This is a genomic window from Bradyrhizobium sp. BRP20 (genome assembly GCF_020194215.1).
Lineage (GTDB): Bacteria > Pseudomonadota > Alphaproteobacteria > Rhizobiales > Xanthobacteraceae > Bradyrhizobium > Bradyrhizobium yuanmingense.
Map to the genome: position 1 here is coordinate 153,415 of NZ_JADYVY010000005.1, position 18,887 is coordinate 172,301.

Genomic DNA, 18,887 nt, shown 5'->3' on the forward strand with positions numbered 1-18,887 from the left:
GATGCTGCCTGCTTGCAAGAAGAGACGCTTCCCGCACAGCCTCAAGTGGCAAAGAAAACTTTCCAATGTTGCGGGCGCGCATCATTTCTCTCTGCAGCTCCGTTCAGAACTGCTGCAGCACGACCACGTTTGCGCGAGATTCCGTCGTGGCTCACGATCGAACGGCGTCGGCTCGTCGTCTCCAAACGGCACTTGGCCAGACTCAGATTGCTTTGGTGCAGTACGATTCCGAGGGGTTTGTCCAGCTCGAGCGCCGACCCGAGGCGATGTCGGCCAAGATGGGTAAGGCACATTGCCATATTTTGCCTAAAAGGGAATCTGCGTTGACGCGCTCGGCGCATTGAGTGCTGTGCCCCATATCGGCATCAGCATCGTGAAGCCGGCTTGAGAAGCGGTCACGGTCAAATTGCTGCCGCTGGATGCCACGCTCAGCGTCGGCGTGAGACCGCCGCGATACAGGAACGGCGCGGCAGTCTGCTTTGCGGTCGTGGACATGGGATCGCCCCCGCAGATTGACGGCGACTGAGGCGGGCTTTGAAGCAAGGCGGGCGTGTAGCAGCTGATCATGACCGCTCGGGCCCCGGCGCTCGCGAGCGTCCGCAAGGACTGCATCGTGATCGCATAGCGTCCGAGATCGAAGATGGCGAAGATCAACATAAAAAGGGACACAAAGGCGAGGATGAACTCGAACGATGCGATGCCCCGCTGATCGAGCTTTCTCATCACTGCACCAAGCGGACAACTTGGGTGTAAGGGACGGTGACCGGATTACATCCATCCGTGCTCAGGAAGCCGCCACCGCCCATGGTGAGTGTCTGGGCGATCACTTGTGAACAGGTCGTATTGGTACTTTGTGTCGCTCCGTTCCAGGTCACGTCGACATGCGGGAAATACATCGCACCACCCAGCCTTACCGTACCGCCGGTGATGTTGACTTTATTACTGCTCTTGCTCGGCGCCTGATCATCAATCAGAACGCCGTTCAGATCGGAAGAGAAGGTGTTGGTGTAGGGAGCGGACAGCTCAACGCTGGCGCCGCCAGAGATGGAAATGCTCGAATCCCCGAGTAATACCAGAGTGACGCCTTCGCCCGTGCCTGCCGGTGGCCAGGGCCTACAGGCACTGCAAGTGATGGTTCCGCCATTGAATCTTATCGTGCCATTGTAGAAGAAGTACGTGCCCGGACTAAAATCTACCGCGTCCCCGGTCGTGCACGCTAGGTTGCGGTACAGGTTAGTGCTGCTCGGCGGGGTATTGGGCACCAACGTACCGCTGCATGCCAAGTCGTTTGGCCTCCCGCTCGAGGTCAAGCTGTTGAACGATTGGCTGTCCAATTTGCTGAGCGGATTGTTGGCGTACGGCATAAAGTAGTTGTGCGTAACGCCCGGATTGGCGCAGGTGTTCGCCGGACTACATCCGGTTACACCAAGGACGGCCCATCCCGAACCGGTGAAAGAGGCAGTGCTGGCAAACTGAACACTGGCATCCGACATTATCGGGCAACCCGTCCCGTTATTGCTGACGTTACCGGCGATTTTAAGCGCCCCTCCGCCGCCGTTCGGATCAGGTCCGAGCGCCAAGGCGCACACCTTGCTCGGCAGTTCGACCAGAGCGATGGCTTGAGCGGGGATGTTGACGGTCGTCAGACCCAGCACTGCCGACAAGTAGGCCGGCTGCTGCTGGCTGACCATGGCGCGAACGGCGTTACCGCCGCCTCCTGCGGGCGGCGCTGTGAACGCACCCGCACTGTAGCTGCCGATATCGATCTGCACGGCCCGCGAGATTCCTGCTGGAAGGCTTGTCGCACAGTTGGTGCCCGGATAGGCCGTGTCACCGGAGTTGCAGAACCCGTTCTGCGCCGCGAATTCCTTTGCTTGATAATCCACTGATGTATCGCAGAGCACACCAGCATTGCCGCATGCAAGTCGCAGGGCGCCCGAGTAGGCCGCGGCATCGGCGGCATTCTGCGCGTGCTGCCTGGTGACGTACCACGATCCCGCCTCGGCCCCGAGTGCGACCACGCCGATGAGCGGAATCAGCACGATGACTGTTGCGAATGCGGCCGAGCCTCGTCTGGAACGGAGCAGACTGCGCATGAGAACACCTACTGGAAACGTTCGGAGTAAGGCAGCGTGTACGTGCAACTGCTGGGGCACAGCACCGACGTCAACACAATCGGGGCCAAAGTGACGGTCGTCGAAAACGTAAAGTACTTGGGAGTCAAACCAAGGTTGCCGGAGTTGCAGGCTGTGCTTCCGCACATGACCTGGATGTTGCCGATGGTATGCCCGGCGACCGTTGTCTGCAGCGTCGACACCCAGGTCCCCGGGTTCGCCGGGTCGGGCGGACTCTTGTATTGAATGTATTGTCCGAATGAGCGCAAGGCCGACCACGCAGAGATAAACCGGAAGCCCGCGGCAGCGACGTCGGCAAGCGGCATCAGCAGGAACGACACCATGAAAATGTAAACGATGACTGTCTCAAACGCGACGGCGCCGCGCTGATCGGCGACGAAGGACCCTTTACGATACGCGCGCCTGCCTCCACGGGGACTTGCCACGTGCGATCGCGTCACCCGAGCCGCAGCGATCTGAACCATGTCCACCACAATCCGGCCACGCATAGCCGCTCACCAAACGTAAGGAATCACTCGCCAACGTGATGCTTCGTAACTCGAATACTCGGGGCAATTGCGCCGAAGCAGGTCTTCTTCGTAAAGGATTCGGCAGACCTGAATGCCTATATGCAGGACCAGGACCATCACCGTGACCGGTGTCAGGTATTGCAGCACGACGCCCAGCACCACGATTTCTTCGGCGACATAGAGCGGGTGCTTGATCCATCGATAGGGTCCGGTCTGGACCACCGAGCGCGCCTGCGGCACCAGGCTGAACGACCGACCCAGATGTCGGATCGTGACAAGCATCATGATCGTGCCGACCAGCACACAGGCGGTCGATGCCAGGTTGGGCAACGTGTCGTCGGTTTTGCCGAGGAAGCTGATCGACCACGGCAGATAGCTGCCGACGAAGGCAGCTATTCTTGGAAGCAGGCCGTCGGCATGCGCCTTTGCCGGTGAGCGCGTCATGATCAACAGTGCCAGGAGCATGTAGAAGATGCCGAGGCAAAAGCTCGACAAGAGCGAGGGCCACGGATCGTGCAGCGACGCCCCAATCCTGACGGCGACGCAAAGAGCCAGCAACAAGAACCACAAGCTGCCAAGCAGCCGCATGATCCGGTCGTAAGATCCGCTCTTGGAGAGGGCAATTGTGCTCATGGCTACTTTCCGAAGCTGGCGAACGAACGCACGAGGTGAAGAACGGGACTTCCCCCCATGATGACGAACATGGCTGGGAGCAGGAACAGCACCATCGGAATGGTCAGCTTGGCGCCCAACTTGTGCGCCCTTTCTTCCAGCTTGGTGATGCGTTCCCGCCGCAGGTCGAGCGCGATACTGCGCAGCGCCTGGCCCAACGGCGTTCCGTACTGCAAGCTCTGGCTGATCATCGTGCCGAACCGGCGAAGACCATCCGAAGTGACCGCCAAATTCTCGAATGCTTCGACGCGGCTTGGCAGTATCCGGAGATCATCAAGGAGTCGGTGCAACACCCAGGCCATGGCAGGATTGGTCGACTTCATTTCTTCGGCGACACGCCCCAGCCCGCTTTCCAGGCCCATTCCCGCCTCGCTGCACACGATCAGCAAATCGATCATATCCGGCGTGCCCAGCCGAATGGCAGCATCAAAGCGCCGCTTCATCACCGACAGAGCCAATCGCGGACCCAAGATTCCGATCACCACACCCATCAGCGTGAAGACCAGCACGTCGGCAGGTCTCCTTCCCGAAAGTTGCGCCAGAAGCAGCGCAATGACCGGCAGCGCGAACATGCTGACGATCTTGATGCCGATCCAGATCGGCAAGGTTCTATGATGATTGAATCCAGATGAGTGGAGGACCGTTCGTAGCTCCTCCAGATTCTCCTCGGCGTAGAAGCGCCGATAGCGCATGCCCAGCCACGAGAACCAACCGGTCAGGTCTTTGAAGGGGGCTGAACGGTAAGGGATACCCATCACGGCGTTTGAGACCCGCGTGTCCAATGCACGGACGTGTAGTTCGCGGATGATCAACATGAAGGCCGCCGTTCCAGCTACGACTGCGAGGGCCGCCAGCCCGAGACCAAAAGTCATAGTTCTGTTTCCCGCCTGACCATCCAACTTATCACCAGATGCCCGATGAGCACCGAGACTACCGCGTAAGCCAGAAGCTTGTTTCCGGTCGGGTCAGTGAACAGCAGATCGACGTTCTGCGGATTGGCCGCGTATAGCAATGCTCCGGCAATCAGGGGCGAGATCGTGAGTGCTCGCGAGGAAAAGATCACTTCTCCCGCCAGCGCCTTGGCGCGAGCAGCGAGCGCAACACGCTGACTCACCGTGTCGCCCAGCGTCTGCAAGGTCTCGGCCAAGCTGCCGCCGGACTTCAATTGAACCGCAAGTGTCACCGCAAACATCGCATACTCTGCCACTTGCGTTCGCCGATAGACGCCTTCGACGGCTTCCTCCGGAGGTCTTCCCAGATTCATTTCGCTGCACACGATTGCAAATTGTCCAGACGTCGGTTGCGGCATTTCGCGCGCGATGGTGCGAAATGCTTCGTGCACAGGCAGACCCGATCGAACCGTACTCGTCACCAGCTGAATGGCGTCAGGCAGCTGCCGGAAAAGTTGACTGGCGAACCGACGTTGCTGCCAGCCAAACAGACCTCGCACGACTACCACGGCGGCAACCGCAGCCGCGACAGACACGTAGAAAACGGAAAATCCCAGCAGGCGATTAGCGTAGAAGATCGCTGCTACGGCGATAGCGGCAGCAAGCAGCACATACGCCGGATGCCAGGCGTGAACCATCTCGGGCCTGTAATTGGCCAAACGGTGGAGAAGCAGATATCGGGAGCCGGTCTCCGCCCGGCGAATGGATGGCAGGCTAGCCGGATGGGAGGCCGGTAGAGCGACCGCCAGCCGGCGGGCCATACGTCGCTCCCGGCCGTCGAGCCATAACGAGCCGACGGCTGCGCACATCGCGAGCACCAGAACAGCGACGATCACGGCCTCAGGTATCATATCTGCCTCACTGCCTCGGCCCAGGCGCGATCGAGCCCGAAATAGACGAGACGGCTCTTGAATTTCGGGACTGCAAGGGTGGCCCGGTAAGTGCCCGAGATCCGCCCATTGTCGTCCTCCTCCTGGTATTCGAATGTTGCGATGTCATTGGTGGTGATCACATCCGATTCCAGCCCCATCACCTCGCTGATCTGGATAATGCGACGTTGCCCATCGCGCATGCGTTCGACTTGCACGATGAGATCCAGTGCAGCGACGATCTGAGTTCGAATGGCTCGCGACGGCAGATTCACCTGCCCCATCTGCACCATGTTCTCGATGCGGGTCAGGGCGTCGCGAGCACTATTGGCATGGACCGTGGAGATCGAACCATCATGGCCGGTGTTCATCGCCTGCAGCATGTCAAACGCTTCGGCGCCGCGCACCTCGCCCACGACGATCCGGTCAGGACGCATGCGCAGCGCATTCCACAACAGATCGCGCTGTGTCACCTGCCCCGTGCCTTCAAGGCTGGGAGGCCGGGTCTCCAGGCTGATCACGTGCGGCTGCTGGAGCTGCAACTCCGCCGCATCCTCGATGGTGACGACGCGTTCGCTGTGATCGATGAACTGGCTCATGGCGTTGAGCAGCGTCGTCTTGCCGGACCCGGTGCCGCCGGAGACCAGGACATTGAGCCGACACCGGGCGGCAATCTCCAGCAATTGTCCGACGGCTGCGGTCATCGAGCCGTTTTCGATCAGTGCGGCGATATCCAGGCGGCGGCTCGGAAACTTTCTAATCGAGATGCAGGGGCTGTGGATCGCCAGCGGCGGGAAGATGATGTTGACGCGGCTGCCGTCGGACAAGCGGCAATCCACCATCGGACTGGATTCGTCGATGCGCCGTCCAACTTGCGCGGCAATTTTCTGGGCCACCGATGCGATGTGATCATTGTCGCGGAAGCGCACCGCGATCCGCTCCAGCTTGCCGGCTCGTTCGACATAAACGTTGCTCGGCCCGTTAATCATGATGTCGTTGATCGATTGATCGAGCAGAAGCGGACGCAGCGGCCCATAGCCGGTCATGTCGTCGGCAATCTCGTCCGCCAGTTGAAGCTGCTCGCGACCCGACAGTTCGAGCCGTTCCTCATTGGCGATGCCATGGATGATTTCCTCGATCTGGCGCCGAAGGACGTCACGCGAAACAGTTGCGGCCACCGATGGCTCAATCTGCTCAATGACGCGTTCGCGCAGCGAAGCTGGCATCACCGGCCGGTCAATCGAAGCCTCGTCGCGCCTTGAGGTTGATGCAGGCACGCTTGGCGTCGTTGCAGCCAAGCTCGGCGTCGATGCAGGCAAGCGAACCGGCGTTTCCTCGTCGCGCCTACCAAACTTTCTCATAGCCCCAGCAGCCTCCTCAGCCGTCCCTTCTGCTCGGCGCCAATCCCCGTGATCTCCCGTACGATCGGCGCGAGATGGCGTCGCAGTGCAGATACGTGCTTCAGCGCGGGAATTCCGAGATTGACCGCCTGGGTCATGCCCTTCCCGAGATCGGGTACGACCATGTCAGGCTCTGTCCCCAACGCCTTGACCACCGCGGCCCTGGGAAGGCCCCCCGGGCGATTGGCACGGTTCAGCAAGGTGAAGACCCGATCCCTGCCGGCAATGTTGGTGACGGCGGCCCGCAGTGCGTGGGCATTGCGAAGTCCGGTCACCTCCGCCTCCAGCAGCACCAGCACGTGCCGGGAAAGAGAAATCACCGGATGGATGGATGACGGAAACGGGACCGGGACATCGACAACGATGTAGTTGAATCGTTGGCGGAGCAGGCCAAGGACGTGCCTCACGCCCGCTTCGGTGATGTCGAGCTGAGCGTCCAGCTCCTCATCGGCGGAAATCAGGCTAACCCGCTCGTTGACTGCGATTGCGGCGCGCTCGAGGAACAACGTGTCCGCCCGCATCGGGTTCTCCAGGGCGATGCGCAGGCCTGGTCCGGGCTGAACACCCAGCATCACCGCTGTTTCGCCGCCTTGAAGATGAAGATCGAGCAGCGCGACCTTGGCCTTGGTGGTCTCCGCCAGTTGCAGCGCAAGATTGATGGCGATGCTCGTTGCGCCGGCACCGCCCTGCGCGCCGCAGATCGAGATCACATGCCCGCCTCGGTCGGTCGGCGCCGGCGCACGATCGCCCAGCAGCTTTGGGCGCAGCTGGTCCAGCACCATGTCCCGCGTGATCGGTCTCGGCAGGTACTCGGTCAGGCCGAGTTCCATAAGCGCGCGATAGAAGGTGATCTCCCTGCTTTCACCGATCAGAGCCACCCGGACATCGGGCGGACAGACGCCGGCCAGCCGCTCCAGTTCGGCAAATGGATCATCGATACCACTGATGTCCGTCACCAGGGCGAATAGTTCGGTGTCCGTTTCGAGCATCCGTATGGCATTGCGGATCGTGCCCCGCTTGATCGAAATATTGCTGCCTTCAAGGCCCTTGCGCAGAGCCGCGGCACTCAATTCGTCATTGACGAAGCAGACGATTCGATTGCGGGCGACAACAGACGTCGCTTCTTCAGGAGTGCTGAGGGCCGCTATGTTAACGCTCATCAACGTTTCTCCAGCAACTTGCCTGCCTGAACCACCATCGTCGCTCCGCGGCGGGACACTTCCGACCCGTCGCAGTTGATCGGAACGTCGCCGTCGGCAGATTCCTGTTTCCTGACGGAGTATTGTTTTATCTGACCACCGGAATGAACAACGACCGCTGCTGTCCGGCCGGCAATCGCATTTTGGCGGGCGATTTCCGGCGACACATCGCAGCTGGACATGGCGCCAGTGTCCGCCGTATCCCACTGCTCGACTGCGGCCCGCACCGCCAGGGAAAGCGTTCCGAGCTGCCTTGCGACCGTGATCTTCTTGACCTGGTCCGGGGCAAGCTCCAACGATACAGTCTGCGCTTGCTTGCCGGCCACCGAGCCGGCTACCGAGCTTACGGTTCGGCCACCCTGCATGATTTCCTGGTCAATCGCGATGACTCGAACGTTTCCTAGAACGGTCTCGCTCAGGGCCCGGCGCGCGGGATCTGCCTTCTCGAACACCTGGGTCAACAAGACATCAACATGATCACCCGGCCTGATCAGCCCCGACACGCCAGACTCCTCGTCCACCTTGATGCTGATCGCGCGGCTATCCGGTGCCAGGACGCTGGCCAGGAAGCCACGATCCCGAGGTCGCAATACGTCCTGCAAGGTGATGGGACTGCCAGCGTCGACGAACTTGCGGACCAGAGAGCCGGGAAGTCCGGCCTTCGAGTCCGGTGTTTCCAGGATCGCCCCTGCGGGAAGGCGTTCAGGCGACGCCGAGCGCACGGCGAAATCTTCTTCGCGGGCCAATGTACCTTTCGACAGCGGACGTGCCGCGACAAAATACCCGACAGTCGAAGGAGGCGCCGGCCCTTGCGCCGTAACCGTTACCGGAACCTGTTTCGGCAGGTTCATGTTGTAGGCGATCAGCCCGAATGCGGTGGTTGCGAGCAAGAGCACCAGGATGATCGAGAGGCGCAACGTGGATGACATGTCAAAATCCTCTGCTCGAGATGGTCCAGATGCCACCGCACGCTATGGCCACCCCGTAAGGCAGGGGCGCGTGTCGCACGTGGCGCCAGCGCTCGATCGCGTAGACGCGCCGTGCGAGCGACGAACCGACCGGCGCCAATTTCGGATATGGCAGGACGCGCATCACCAGATGCACCAGGGCAAGAACGCCCCCGGCCAGCGCGGTTACCGCCAGCAACTCAATCAAGCCCGTCGGCGGCAGGCCAATGGCCAAAGCTACCAGTAACTTGACGTCGCCCCCGCCAATCCCGCCACGCTGGTAGAGCGCGAGCAGCAGCAGGAACAGGAGCGTCGCGGCGATGAGGGATTCGGCAAGTTGCATTGGGCTGGCAAGCTGACGGGCGATCCCGAGCAGCGCCAGCAAGAGACAGACGTCATTTCGGATCGTGCGGGTCGCGACGTCGAGCGTTGCGACATACAGCAACAACGAGATTTCCAGTATCGAGACGATGGAAGAAACCCAGCTCATGCATGCCTCAGGGTGGTGGGAAGGCACAGCAACAATAAGAATGGAGAGAAATAACATTCGGAGGGGGACACATTCCGATGCCCCCCTCTGGCCGGACGGCCGTATCAGACTGCCGCAGTAAAAGCGGTGGTGATCGCGGTGATCCCGCCTGTCAGCGCGGTTCCGATCGCACCGCCGGCCCCAACGCCGAACACAGCTGACACTGCGCCGATGATGCAAACCGCGACGATGATGTACTCGAATGACACCACGCCGTCCTGGTCCGTCCGCAGACGCTTCAACGCTTCCTTGGTCTCGATGAAATGATGCAACATAGAGGAATCCCTTCTTTCAAGATGGATTTTTCAGACACCTTGGCAACTTCAGCGGCTGCGGATTTATCTCCGGCCCCGCCAGCGACAAACTATTCATTAAATACTTATTAGCGTCAACATTTAATATATAATTCCGATTTTAAATCGACGCACTGCGAAGCGAGCCGTCACAACAATCTCAGAATCGACAAAAGCGCCGTAAATCAAATACGATAGGCCGAACCAACAATCGGATCCTGGGCAGAGCGCTGGCTGGAGTCGGTAAGCAATCACCGGATTATTACGGATGAGCAGCGCTATAATAAGATTAATAGGTAATCATGTGAGGGCGATATAATCGACCGGATGCTGCGCCCCTGGCCCGCGCACATGGAGCAGATTTCGCGACGTGCGAAGGCGCGACGCAGCACATCTGTCACGACGGGTGAGGTGATCCGTTCGAAGATTCCGATCGCACTGATCGCTGCCTTGCAGCCGCATGATTCCCGTCAGTTGCACCGGTGTGCCGCAATCATAGGGGCTCCTGGACCCCACCTTGCGAGGCGGACCATCGCGGGATGGTGGTACGCTCTAGAGCGTAGCGCGCAGCCAGGACCCGTCATCATTGTTACGGGCTCGGTAGCCGGCGCATCTGCCCTGGGTGCGGGAAAAGCAAAACAACCGATTATTTTATTATTGTATATAATCATGATGACTCCATCACAAAATTAAAAAATATGTTGGGGAAAAGAAAACCTGGGAGGTTGGAATGGAAGCTGCCCGCCGCTTTCGCGCAATGGCCTTGCTTTGCCGTCAGACTGCTGTACTCCAACCTGCGCGAAGCTGGAAATTGCTTGCAGAGGCAGAGTACTGGGAACATCTGGCCGCCGCGGCCTTAGCTCATTGAGCTTCAGTCGGGCGTTCTTTGTCTTCCGTTTTCGTCGACTTCCTAGTTAAGTCCTTTTCTGAGGCATGTGATGTCGAGTACGCGTCAAATTTCTTCTAGTGCTGTTCTGAGCGAACGGCACCAGGCGCTTCTGGAGGAGCTCAGAGAGGTGGAGAAACTTCGAAGTAAGCTCCGACATCTAGAAACAAAACCAATCGGCAGAAGGCGGCGTACCAAAGCGAGCGGCATAGCTAGAGCCGTTTAGAGACCCGCCGGATCCGAGGATAACCCGGCTCACTCGCGCGGTCGATGCACGGATTGCCCGCGTTCCTCGCGTCCACCTCTACCTTGAAAGAGGACTAGGCGGCTTTCATCTGCGCCTAGCGAGCCTCGGCGATGACGTCGCTACGACGCGTCGCCAACCAGCCAGGCCGGGGTGCCTCACAACACTTGAACGAACTCGGCGGCGAGACCGGCCGCCCATTCAGGGTCGGGCGTTAGCTCCGACTTTCACTCGACGTTGCACTTCGGAACACCGCAACGAGCCGATCGCCTTCCCAAAGCTCAACGTCGTGCTCGTCATGCATTTGCTCGGCTCGGCGTCTCGCCGCCTGCTCGTCAATACAGTCGAGCTTTGCAGTGCAGATCACTTGCCGGCTGCCGTCCACCACGAAAACCTTATACCGCATGATGCCGTCCGATCCAAAAAGGTGACGATCATCGTACCCGAATGTCCGGTTAAGGCAGCGCCAAACTAAGTGCGATGCAACGGAACCATTGTACGTGTGGCAGTTCGGCGATACGTGCTCGTTCAATCCGTCGGTCGCGCGGCGGCAGTACCTCGTATGTCGCCACCTCAGTGGCGTAGTCTCACTGCGTGCCGAAGCGTGTGGCTCGAGCTTAAGAGCGAGAGGCCACCAAGCGTCATCAGCAGCCCACCGAGCCAGCCCGTCCAGCTGCGCGCTTCGTCGTGCCCCTCTGCAGTGCGCGGGCCCAGCGGCATATCTTGAGGTGGGTCGGCAGGCGCGGCGGCGAGAAACTGCCCAACGTTGACTTGATCCGGCACGGAGTGTTCGTGCTTGAGCTGGTTGCGGGGAATATCTCCGACGGGAGCCGCCGACATCAGGGTAGCACCCGTGCCGAGATCGGAAGTGGCATCTGCTACCTGCATTTCCGTTACAGGCGTCTGGGATTGCTCGGGCGGTGCAGAGCGCAGCAACTCCGCGCGCGCATCAACGATCACGCTCCGCGTGGTCTGCGTGGTCCGGTTCTCGTCGAAACTGGCGCTACGGTCTTTGGCCGCGGGAGCCCGAATGGGTTTCTTCACCGTCGCGATGCCCTCGGCCAGGAACCAGCATCTGCGACGACCGTCCGTTCGGTAGACCCAATGCTGTCCGCCACTGGTCGAGGTACCGGGACGCGGCGCGCATTCGGCTTGCGGCGGAGGGGTGGTTACCGTGGGTTGGGACGTAGCAGTATTGAAGAAGTCGGTTAGAGGATTGGAAGACGCAGGCGTCGCCGAAAAACCTCCGACAAGGAGCAAACTGGCGAAGTACAATCGCAAATGTCCGGACATCGGAAACTCCCGGGTGCGCCCCCGCTTGAGCCTTAGCGGCGACAACGGCCCCCATGCGGCTTAAATCGGGCAACGCGATGAATTAATGGTATTCTTGGCCACCTAATTTATATGCCGGTCCAGCACTCCAGGGATGCCTGCAACAAGGATAGGCCGATGGATTCATCGGTCATCTGAGTTGCGCCGGGCCTCGATCCGCGGCGTAGCCGCCCGGTCGATTGCGATAGTTGCGCCCGTTCCCGAACACCAAAGCAAAACTTGCCGAGGGATGAGTTCGTGGATGTCGCGATAGGTGGACACCCCCGCTACGAATTAAATACTCCATCGCGATATTGCCATCGTCGCGCCTTTCTCCCTGCCACCTAGCGGATTTAAATGTGGATTGTGCGATCAATATTTAACTGGCGGCTTGCCTGCTCCCTGATTCCCGACTTGTGTGCCCGGGCCTTCTGCCCAAGATTCGGATTGGAGCCATGAACACCGCGCATTTTAATTCGCTCTCCGTTGACGAGCTCTGGACCCTTCACCAAGAGGTCGCCGCCAAACTCACTCAGAAAATGTTGGTGCAAAAAGCACGTTTGGAGGAAAGGCTGCGCAGCATTAGACTGGCCAGCGAGGTCACACGGCTCAATTACAAGCGCCGTCGTCCATATCCGCCCGTCCGTCCCAAATATCGCAATCCGAAGAACCCAGCGGAGACATGGTCGGGTCGTGGCAGGCAGCCGCGATGGCTGCGGCCGCAGCTTCGAAGCGGCCGAGACTTGGACGATTTCCTGATCGATCAGGCTTCAGCTCAAAAGCGCCAGACAAATTGAGCGCCGATTGCGGCATTTTGGGTTGGGAATGCTGGCGCCGGCTGTTTCCCGATCTGAGATTTTCACATTATCGTTTTAACGCGGGTCATGACTATGGTTGGAGCCATTGGCCGTAGCGACCGCACTTGCGATCCGGCTGACGGTCTCGCTGAATCGCTCGGGGGGCCCGCGGCGCAGTGAAGACATCGACGAGAACTCAAGCGCACGATGGCCCGACTCTAGTCGTGATGCTCTCTGAAGTGCCGCCTAACCGCATTCCACGCTCGAAGGGCTGGAAGGAGGAGGACGACGAAAAGAACTCTGATTGCAACTGGAGTCATCCCGCGCTGCAGGAGTGGTGGTTCGCGACCATCCGAGCGACCGGCCGTCGTGTTGATCGTCGCCGGAGATGGAATTGCTGCGTGCCGAGTAGGTGCCGGTCTGCGCGAGGGCAGGACAGCTACAACGAACAGAACGTTCACCAGCAGCCATATTCCCACTATGAGAAGGACACTACGCACGAGAACGACCATCGTTGATCTAATCTGCCGAGCTTACTCCTGCCTCATGCCCGGCACGCAGCCGGCAACACTGCGTTCGCGGACGGAACCGTTTCGCTGCAGCCGGCACATTTGGCATCCGCCGATGCCATCAGGCCCTGAGCGCTTCGCGAACGCCCAGGATCGCTCGCAGCCTAGTCGGGCGCAACACTCGCGTCTGTGCGCTTTCGAACATTCATGCCCCTTCAGGTATGCCCGTTCTGTGCATCATCGGGCGAGAGCCGGACAGAGATAGCTCATCAGCCAGGACGGCCGACCTCAGCCCGCAGTCCCTGAACAGGGGCCGGGTCATGGAGCATGGCCAAATATCGCAGCACGATGAGCGACGAATTTGGCGGTCCGCATCGAACCAGTATCGAGTTTCGGCAGTTGACTCCCGGTGAATCCGAAAAAGCAAACTGATTGTTCGGGCCGAGGATAATATTAAAAGCTACGCCGGCACACATGAAGGACCTCCGACGACGTTTGGAAAAGGTCCGCGCTGACGCGAGAGAATTTACGCTGATGAGTCAGCGGGCGACGGACATAGAGAAGCGCGAGCTGTTCAAGCGCTTGGCGGATGAGCTCGCCTTCGAGGCTCTCGAGCTCGAGCTGATCGTGAAGAAAAATCAGCCACCTGATCCGTGCGACAAGCACGAGGTCGTGGAATTTACGTTACCCTCTCAGCGAAAGCGCGGCTGACGCGAAAGAGGTTAAGCCGGCTAGTTCGTGCGTGCATAAAGGATCTTGCGTATGACTCCGCCAGCGATCGCTGCGCCGCAGCATCGAACTGCGCATTGCGCTTCGCGGGCCCAGATCCGGAACATTCTGGTTCTGGTTCTGCAGCAAGCGGTATCTTGCTGCGACGGACAGAACACACCGTCCGTTCTGCCCGCTCCAATTTCCTAATCTACGACAAGCACGTGACCGACTTGTCCCATCGGATCTGCGCGCTGTATCGAATGGGTGAAGATATAGAAACTAGAGAAACACCGAATAGCAAACCGGCCGTGTCCACTCCAACAAAAACGTCGCACCAGACGCGCTTTGCTCTATCGAAGAATTTAAAAAAGCCCCTGCGGGCTTAAAGGTGGTGGGCGCACCAGGGCTCGAACCTGGGACCCGCTGATTAAGAGTCAGCTGCTCTACCAACTGAGCTATGCGCCCGAAAGGCGGTCAAGGCCTTGCGAGGCCGGTCGTTTAGCAAAGCGTTCCGGGTCTGGCAAGCGATCGGACGCAAGTTTTCCAAGGTCTCGTCCGCAGCCCCGAAAATGCGAAAAGCCGCTGGATTCCAGCGGCTTCGCCAGGTTTACGGCCTGAGAACCGGTCCGTTCAGAGCCGGCCCTCCCGGTCCCGGTCGGGACCGCGGTCACGGTCGAAGCGGTCGTGGTGGAAGTGGTCCATGCCCCGTTCCATCATGCGGTCCATGCGCTCCTTGAAGTGGTGGTGGCGCGGGCCGTCCTCGCCGCCGCCGAACGGGCCGCGGTGCCGGGTCAGCACGGCGAGACGCCGTTTCTGGCCCTCATCGAGGGTCTTGTAGAGCGGATCGGCGGCATCGGCGATCTTCTTCAGGGCGGCGGAGCTGGCGCCCATGTCCTCGGCGCGCTGGCGCAGGCGGGCGATCGGATCCTCGGCCCTGTCGGCATCGCCCGGCCCGGCATTCATCCGCGCATTGGCGCGGTCGATGCGCAGCTTGGCGAACTCCCGCACCGCCGCCTCGACCGGCGGCCACAGCTTCTCCTGGTCTGCGTTCAGCTTCAGCCCGGCATGGACGGCGGCGATCCGCGCATCGACGAAGGCGGCCCGGTCCTCGGGGTTCATGCGCATGTGGCGGACGTGCTCCATCCACGGGCGATGATATTGGGCGTAGACCGCGCCCGAGCCGGCGATGCTGAGCACGGCGATGGCTGCGATGGTGAATTTCTTCATCCTGACCTCCTCTGGAAAGGTGCCCGTAAGGATGAGCGCGAGGGGGCTGACGCGCAACTTACAACTTGGACAGGAAGGGCGTCCTTGCAGAGATGTAACTGCCGTGAATGTCCGTTCAGATGCGAACAAAAATAATTCGCAACAAAAAGGGCTTCCGTGCGCTGCGCGGAAGCCCTTCGTTGGGGTCGCCCGTCGAGGTCAGTTCGTCGGGCTCTTGGCTTCCTTCAGGAACTCGTCGATCAGCGCCTGGCCGATGCGGCCCGCGGCCTCCTTGTAGACCGGCTCCATCGCCTTGCGCATCGCCTCGTCCTGATCGGCCGTCAGCTTGATGATCTCGCTCTTGCCGCTCTTCTTGATCTCGGCCAGCGCGTCATCGTTCTCCTTCTGCGACTGCGCGTTGCTGAACTCGGTCGCCTCCTTCATCGCCTTTGACAATGGGTCACGGATGTCGGCCGGCAGATCGTCCCAGAATTTCTTGTTCACGATCACCACGTAGCCGATGTAGCCGTGATTGGTTTCGGTGATGTACTTCTGAACCTCGTGCATCTTCTGGGTGTAGATGTTCGACCAGGTGTTCTCCTGGCCGTCGACCACGCCGGTCTGGAGTGCCTGGTAGACTTCCGAGAACGCCATCACCTGCGGCAGCGAGCCGAGCGACTTGAACTGGGCCTGGATCACGCGCGAGGATTGGATGCGGAATTTCACGCCCTGATAGTCGGCCGGCGTGATCAGCTTCTTGTTCGCGCTCATCTGCTTGAAGCCGTTGTCCCAATAGGCAAGGCCGGTGATGCCCTTGGCATCCAGCAGCTTCAGCAGCTTGGTGCCGAGCGGCCCTTCCGTCACCTTCCGCAGCGTCTTGATGTCGGGCAGGATGTAAGGCAGGTCGAACACCTCGAACTCGCGGATGCCGAGCGGCCCAAACTTGGAGTTGGACGGCGCCAGCATCTGCACGCTGCCGAGCTGGAGCGCCTCGAGCTCTTCCTTGTCCTTGTAGAGCGTCGAGTTCGGATAGACTTCGACCTTGACCTTGCCGCCGGTATACTTCTCGGCGAGCTCCTTGAACTTCTCCGCGCCCTTGCCTTTCGGCGTGTCGGTGGCGACAACGTGGCTGAATTTGATGATGATCGGTGATTGGGCCGATGCCGGCCCGCTCAAGCCAAGTGCCAGAACCGCGATGGAGGCGGCGATCGCCGAGGTGCGCATGGTCTCTCCCTGTCGTTTGTTTGAGCCGCCCGGCGGCGCCGGGTGGCCAGTCTTATGCCGGCTGCATCAATAGCGGCTCGCTTACACAGCCGCTATTGTCCCTTAGCAGGGCAGCCATTCAGCTCGCCGCCGCCGTCGTCACATTGTCGCGCTGGCGCTTCATGACGATCTTGTTGAGCGCGCCGAGATAGGCCTTGGCCGAAGCCACCAGGGTATCCGGGTCCGCCGCACGTGCGGTCATCGAGCGGCCGTCCTGCGCCAGCCGCACCGACACTTCCGCCTGCGCGTCGGTGCCCTCGGTGACTGCGTGCACCTGGTACAGCTCGAGCTTGGCCTCGTGCGGCACCAGGCGCTTGATGCAGTTGAAGACGGCGTCGACCGGGCCATTGCCCTCGGCTTCCTCGATCTTGATCTGACCGTCGACGTCGAGCTTCATGGTCGCGCGCTGCGGACCGTGGGTGCCGGCGATCACCGTCAGCGAGGTCAGCTTGATGCGGTCGTGGGAGGCCGCCATCTCCTCGTCGACCAGCGCCTCGATGTCCTCGTCGTAGATGTCCTTCTTGCGGTCGGCCAGCGCCTTCATCCGCGTGAACGCATCTTCCAACTGGTTCGGACCGAGCTTGTAGCCCATCTCCTCCAGCTTGTGCACGAAGGCGTGGCGACCGGAATGCTTGCCCAGCACCAGCGACGACTGCTTCAGGCCCACCATCTCGGGGCGCATGATCTCGTAAGTCGAAGCGTCCTTCAGCACGCCGTCCTGGTGAATGCCGCTCTCATGGGCGAAGGCATTCCGGCCGACGATCGCCTTGTTGTATTGCACCGGGAACGAGGTCGCCGCCGAGACCAGCTTCGAGGCGCGGGTCAGCTGCGTCGTGTCGATCTTGTTCCAGTAGGGGAATTTGTCGTTGCGCACGTTGATCGCCATAACGATCTCTTCGAGAGCGGCGTTGCCGGCGCGCTCGCCGATGCCGTTGATGGTGCACTCGACCTGGCGCGCGCCGCCCGTGATGCCGGCCAGCGAGTTGGCGACCGCCATGCCGAGATCGTTATGGCAGTGCACGGAGAACACCGCCTTGTCCGAGTTCGGCACGCGCTCGATCAGCGTCCTCATGAAGTGGGTATATTCCTCCGGCACCGTATAACCGACGGTGTCGGGGATGTTCACCGTGGTGGCGCCGGCCTTGATCACGGCCTCGACGATGCGGCACAAAAAGTCCATCTCGCTGCGGGTGCCGTCCTCGGCCGACCATTCGACGTCGTCGATCTGGTTGCGGGCGCGCGCGACCATCGCGACCGAGGTCTCGATCACCTGCTCCGGGGTCTTGTTCAGCTTCACCCGCATGTGCAGCGGCGAGGTCGCGATCACGGTGTGGACGCGGCCGCGCTTGGCGAACTTCACGGCTTCGGCACAGCGGTCGATGTCGGCGGGATGGGCGCGCGACAGGCCGGCGATGACGGCGTTCTTGGAGCGGCGGGCGATCTCGCTGACCGCCTGGAAGTCGCCTTCGGAGGTGATCGGAAAGCCGGCCTCGATGACGTCGACGCCCATATCATCCAGCAGTTCGGCGACCTCGAGCTTCTCCTCGAAGGTCATGGTGGCGCCGGGGCACTGCTCGCCGTCGCGCAGCGTGGTGTCGAAAATGATGACGCGGTCCTTCTCGGACTTGTTCACGGTGGCCATTCCTAGATTTCCTTTTGAGCGTTTGCGCCGTTCAGAGCCGTTTCAGTCCCTTGGCGCTTGAGGTGTCCGTTGATCTCGACCAACCCCTGAGCGCCCAGGCGCATGGCGCCCAGCCGGCCCTCAGGGGCAAGTAAGAAGAAGGCCGCCAATGAGGGTGGGCAGCAGCGCAGCCGGGATCGCGGCGGCGGCCAGAGCCACCTCCCCCGAAATCCCCTCGATTTGGCCGCGAATCAGCATTGCCAGACCCTGTAGAGCCTCAAATCCTCGGTCAAAACCGTTGACGGTTGGTTTCGGGAGAGGCCCGATGTGGCCGTTTCTAGACGAGAAATGGCCGCAACTGCAACGCCAAAAAGAGGGTCAACATAGATGACCTAAAAGGGTAGGCCTAGGCCGTGCCGGTGCGGCGGGCGCGCGCCCTGTTCTCCCAACGGTTCAGCATTTGGCCGAGCTCGCCGGTGGGCGCAGCGGTGCCGGTCTTCGCGATCTCGTTGGTGTTGGCCGGCGCATTGGCTGAGAGCCAGTCCGGCTCAGCGTACTCGCGCCAGCGGCGTGCCTCCGCGCGCCTTTTTCGGGAGACGTAATCCCGCGTGAAATAGCCGGCCGCAAACGCGAGTGAGAGAAGGATGACCAGGATGACGACTTGCACAATGAGCTCCGGCTTTATCCCCCGCTAGCGCCCTGCAATCCAAACGCACTCGAAGGTGACGAAATTGCGACCTGCGATCACGCCGCGGTTTCAAGTCTGCCTCTCGCAACCGGACGCGGACCGGACTAACCTTCGCCGCGCTTGGCCGGATCAACCGGCCGGCCGAACG

Annotated in this window: 18 protein-coding genes and 1 tRNA gene; 2 read left to right on the plus strand and 17 right to left on the minus strand. The window is 60.6% G+C overall.

Going from position 1 to position 18,887, the window contains the following annotated elements:
• Positions 1-306: 306 nt before the first annotated feature.
• The 12 genes from I6F33_RS14400 to I6F33_RS14455 form a co-directional block, all read right to left on the minus strand.
• Complete coding sequence (locus I6F33_RS14400) at positions 307-723, minus strand: TadE family protein (protein WP_225143018.1); 417 nt, start codon at positions 721-723, stop codon at positions 307-309.
• Complete coding sequence (locus tag I6F33_RS14405) at positions 723-2,096, minus strand: pilus assembly protein TadG-related protein (protein ID WP_225143020.1); 1,374 nt, start codon at positions 2,094-2,096, stop codon at positions 723-725. The genes I6F33_RS14400 and I6F33_RS14405 overlap by 1 nt, the downstream gene beginning before the upstream one ends.
• Positions 2,097-2,104: 8 nt before the next feature.
• A complete protein-coding gene (locus tag I6F33_RS14410) occupies positions 2,105-2,599 on the minus strand; it encodes a hypothetical protein (protein ID WP_225114733.1) in 495 nt (164 codons plus the stop codon).
• Positions 2,600-2,629: 30 nt separating this feature from the next.
• Positions 2,630-3,277, minus strand: coding sequence for an isoprenylcysteine carboxylmethyltransferase family protein (locus tag I6F33_RS14415; RefSeq protein WP_057026672.1), 648 nt, complete (start codon positions 3,275-3,277; stop codon positions 2,630-2,632).
• Between the two features lie 2 nt (positions 3,278-3,279).
• On the minus strand, positions 3,280-4,188 hold the full coding sequence (locus I6F33_RS14420; protein ID WP_036008129.1) for a type II secretion system F family protein: 909 nt from the start codon (positions 4,186-4,188) through the stop codon (positions 3,280-3,282).
• Positions 4,185-5,117, minus strand: a complete 933-nt coding sequence (locus I6F33_RS14425) for a type II secretion system F family protein (protein ID WP_225143021.1) — start codon at positions 5,115-5,117, stop codon at positions 4,185-4,187. The genes I6F33_RS14420 and I6F33_RS14425 overlap by 4 nt, the downstream gene beginning before the upstream one ends.
• Positions 5,114-6,496: a CpaF family protein gene (locus I6F33_RS14430; RefSeq protein WP_036008135.1), complete on the minus strand. Its 1,383-nt coding sequence runs from the start codon at positions 6,494-6,496 to the stop codon at positions 5,114-5,116. The genes I6F33_RS14425 and I6F33_RS14430 overlap by 4 nt, the downstream gene beginning before the upstream one ends.
• The gene (locus tag I6F33_RS14435; protein WP_225143022.1) at positions 6,493-7,695 is read right to left on the minus strand and encodes an AAA family ATPase; all 1,203 of its coding nucleotides are present in this window, start codon (positions 7,693-7,695) and stop codon (positions 6,493-6,495) included. The genes I6F33_RS14430 and I6F33_RS14435 overlap by 4 nt, the downstream gene beginning before the upstream one ends.
• The gene (gene cpaB, locus I6F33_RS14440; RefSeq protein ID WP_036031705.1) at positions 7,695-8,663 is read right to left on the minus strand and encodes a Flp pilus assembly protein CpaB; all 969 of its coding nucleotides are present in this window, start codon (positions 8,661-8,663) and stop codon (positions 7,695-7,697) included. Before cpaB ends, I6F33_RS14435 begins: the two co-directional genes overlap by 1 nt.
• A 1-nt stretch (position 8,664) precedes the next feature.
• On the minus strand, positions 8,665-9,171 hold the full coding sequence (locus I6F33_RS14445) for a prepilin peptidase (protein ID WP_050996277.1): 507 nt from the start codon (positions 9,169-9,171) through the stop codon (positions 8,665-8,667).
• A gap of 104 nt (positions 9,172-9,275) precedes the next feature.
• On the minus strand, positions 9,276-9,485 hold the full coding sequence (locus I6F33_RS14450) for a hypothetical protein (protein WP_036008144.1): 210 nt from the start codon (positions 9,483-9,485) through the stop codon (positions 9,276-9,278).
• A gap of 1,721 nt (positions 9,486-11,206) precedes the next feature.
• Positions 11,207-11,677, minus strand: a complete 471-nt coding sequence (locus I6F33_RS14455; RefSeq protein ID WP_225114734.1) for a hypothetical protein — start codon at positions 11,675-11,677, stop codon at positions 11,207-11,209.
• Between the two features lie 722 nt (positions 11,678-12,399).
• Between I6F33_RS14455 and I6F33_RS14460 the strand changes: the two genes are divergently transcribed.
• Together I6F33_RS14460 and I6F33_RS14465 are read left to right on the plus strand one after the other, a co-directional pair.
• Positions 12,400-12,741 carry an H-NS family nucleoid-associated regulatory protein gene (locus I6F33_RS14460; protein ID WP_074448231.1) on the plus strand — a complete coding sequence of 114 codons (342 nt, stop codon included), beginning with the start codon at positions 12,400-12,402 and terminating at the stop codon, positions 12,739-12,741.
• 983 nt (positions 12,742-13,724) lie between these two features.
• Positions 13,725-13,961: a hypothetical protein gene (locus I6F33_RS14465; RefSeq protein ID WP_036025141.1), complete on the plus strand. Its 237-nt coding sequence runs from the start codon at positions 13,725-13,727 to the stop codon at positions 13,959-13,961.
• Between the two features lie 389 nt (positions 13,962-14,350).
• On the opposite strand, the gene I6F33_RS14470 is transcribed toward I6F33_RS14465, so the two are convergent.
• The 5 genes from I6F33_RS14470 to I6F33_RS14490 all read right to left on the minus strand — a co-directional run bounded on the left by I6F33_RS14470 (position 14,351) and on the right by I6F33_RS14490 (position 18,721).
• Positions 14,351-14,426: transfer RNA gene (locus tag I6F33_RS14470), tRNA-Lys, on the minus strand.
• Positions 14,427-14,591: 165 nt separating this feature from the next.
• Positions 14,592-15,188 carry a Spy/CpxP family protein refolding chaperone gene (locus I6F33_RS14475; RefSeq protein WP_109144901.1) on the minus strand — a complete coding sequence of 199 codons (597 nt, stop codon included), beginning with the start codon at positions 15,186-15,188 and terminating at the stop codon, positions 14,592-14,594.
• Positions 15,189-15,386: 198 nt separating this feature from the next.
• Complete coding sequence (locus tag I6F33_RS14480; protein ID WP_225143023.1) at positions 15,387-16,391, minus strand: TRAP transporter substrate-binding protein; 1,005 nt, start codon at positions 16,389-16,391, stop codon at positions 15,387-15,389.
• Between the two features lie 118 nt (positions 16,392-16,509).
• Positions 16,510-18,072: a 2-isopropylmalate synthase gene (locus I6F33_RS14485; RefSeq protein ID WP_036037552.1), complete on the minus strand. Its 1,563-nt coding sequence runs from the start codon at positions 18,070-18,072 to the stop codon at positions 16,510-16,512.
• Positions 18,073-18,457: 385 nt separating this feature from the next.
• Positions 18,458-18,721: a hypothetical protein gene (locus I6F33_RS14490; RefSeq protein WP_057026371.1), complete on the minus strand. Its 264-nt coding sequence runs from the start codon at positions 18,719-18,721 to the stop codon at positions 18,458-18,460.
• Positions 18,722-18,887: the final 166 nt, after the last annotated feature.

Bases quoted from the DNA above. Each gene is read 5' to 3' on its own strand.
- I6F33_RS14400 (WP_225143018.1), bottom strand. From the start codon at position 723: ATGAGAAAGCTCGATCAGCGGGGCATCGCATCGTTCGAGTTCATCCTC.
- I6F33_RS14405 (WP_225143020.1), bottom strand. From the start codon at position 2,096: ATGCGCAGTCTGCTCCGTTCCAGACGAGGCTCGGCCGCATTCGCAACA.
- I6F33_RS14410 (WP_225114733.1), bottom strand. From the start codon at position 2,599: ATGGTTCAGATCGCTGCGGCTCGGGTGACGCGATCGCACGTGGCAAGT.
- I6F33_RS14415 (WP_057026672.1), bottom strand. From the start codon at position 3,277: ATGAGCACAATTGCCCTCTCCAAGAGCGGATCTTACGACCGGATCATG.
- I6F33_RS14420 (WP_036008129.1), bottom strand. From the start codon at position 4,188: ATGACTTTTGGTCTCGGGCTGGCGGCCCTCGCAGTCGTAGCTGGAACG.
- I6F33_RS14425 (WP_225143021.1), bottom strand. From the start codon at position 5,117: ATGATACCTGAGGCCGTGATCGTCGCTGTTCTGGTGCTCGCGATGTGC.
- I6F33_RS14430 (WP_036008135.1), bottom strand. From the start codon at position 6,496: ATGAGAAAGTTTGGTAGGCGCGACGAGGAAACGCCGGTTCGCTTGCCT.
- I6F33_RS14435 (WP_225143022.1), bottom strand. From the start codon at position 7,695: ATGAGCGTTAACATAGCGGCCCTCAGCACTCCTGAAGAAGCGACGTCT.
- cpaB (WP_036031705.1), bottom strand. From the start codon at position 8,663: ATGTCATCCACGTTGCGCCTCTCGATCATCCTGGTGCTCTTGCTCGCA.
- I6F33_RS14445 (WP_050996277.1), bottom strand. From the start codon at position 9,171: ATGAGCTGGGTTTCTTCCATCGTCTCGATACTGGAAATCTCGTTGTTG.
- I6F33_RS14450 (WP_036008144.1), bottom strand. From the start codon at position 9,485: ATGTTGCATCATTTCATCGAGACCAAGGAAGCGTTGAAGCGTCTGCGG.
- I6F33_RS14460 (WP_074448231.1), top strand. From the start codon at position 12,400: ATGAACACCGCGCATTTTAATTCGCTCTCCGTTGACGAGCTCTGGACC.
- I6F33_RS14465 (WP_036025141.1), top strand. From the start codon at position 13,725: ATGAAGGACCTCCGACGACGTTTGGAAAAGGTCCGCGCTGACGCGAGA.
- I6F33_RS14475 (WP_109144901.1), bottom strand. From the start codon at position 15,188: ATGAAGAAATTCACCATCGCAGCCATCGCCGTGCTCAGCATCGCCGGC.
- I6F33_RS14480 (WP_225143023.1), bottom strand. From the start codon at position 16,391: ATGCGCACCTCGGCGATCGCCGCCTCCATCGCGGTTCTGGCACTTGGC.
- I6F33_RS14485 (WP_036037552.1), bottom strand. From the start codon at position 18,072: ATGGCCACCGTGAACAAGTCCGAGAAGGACCGCGTCATCATTTTCGAC.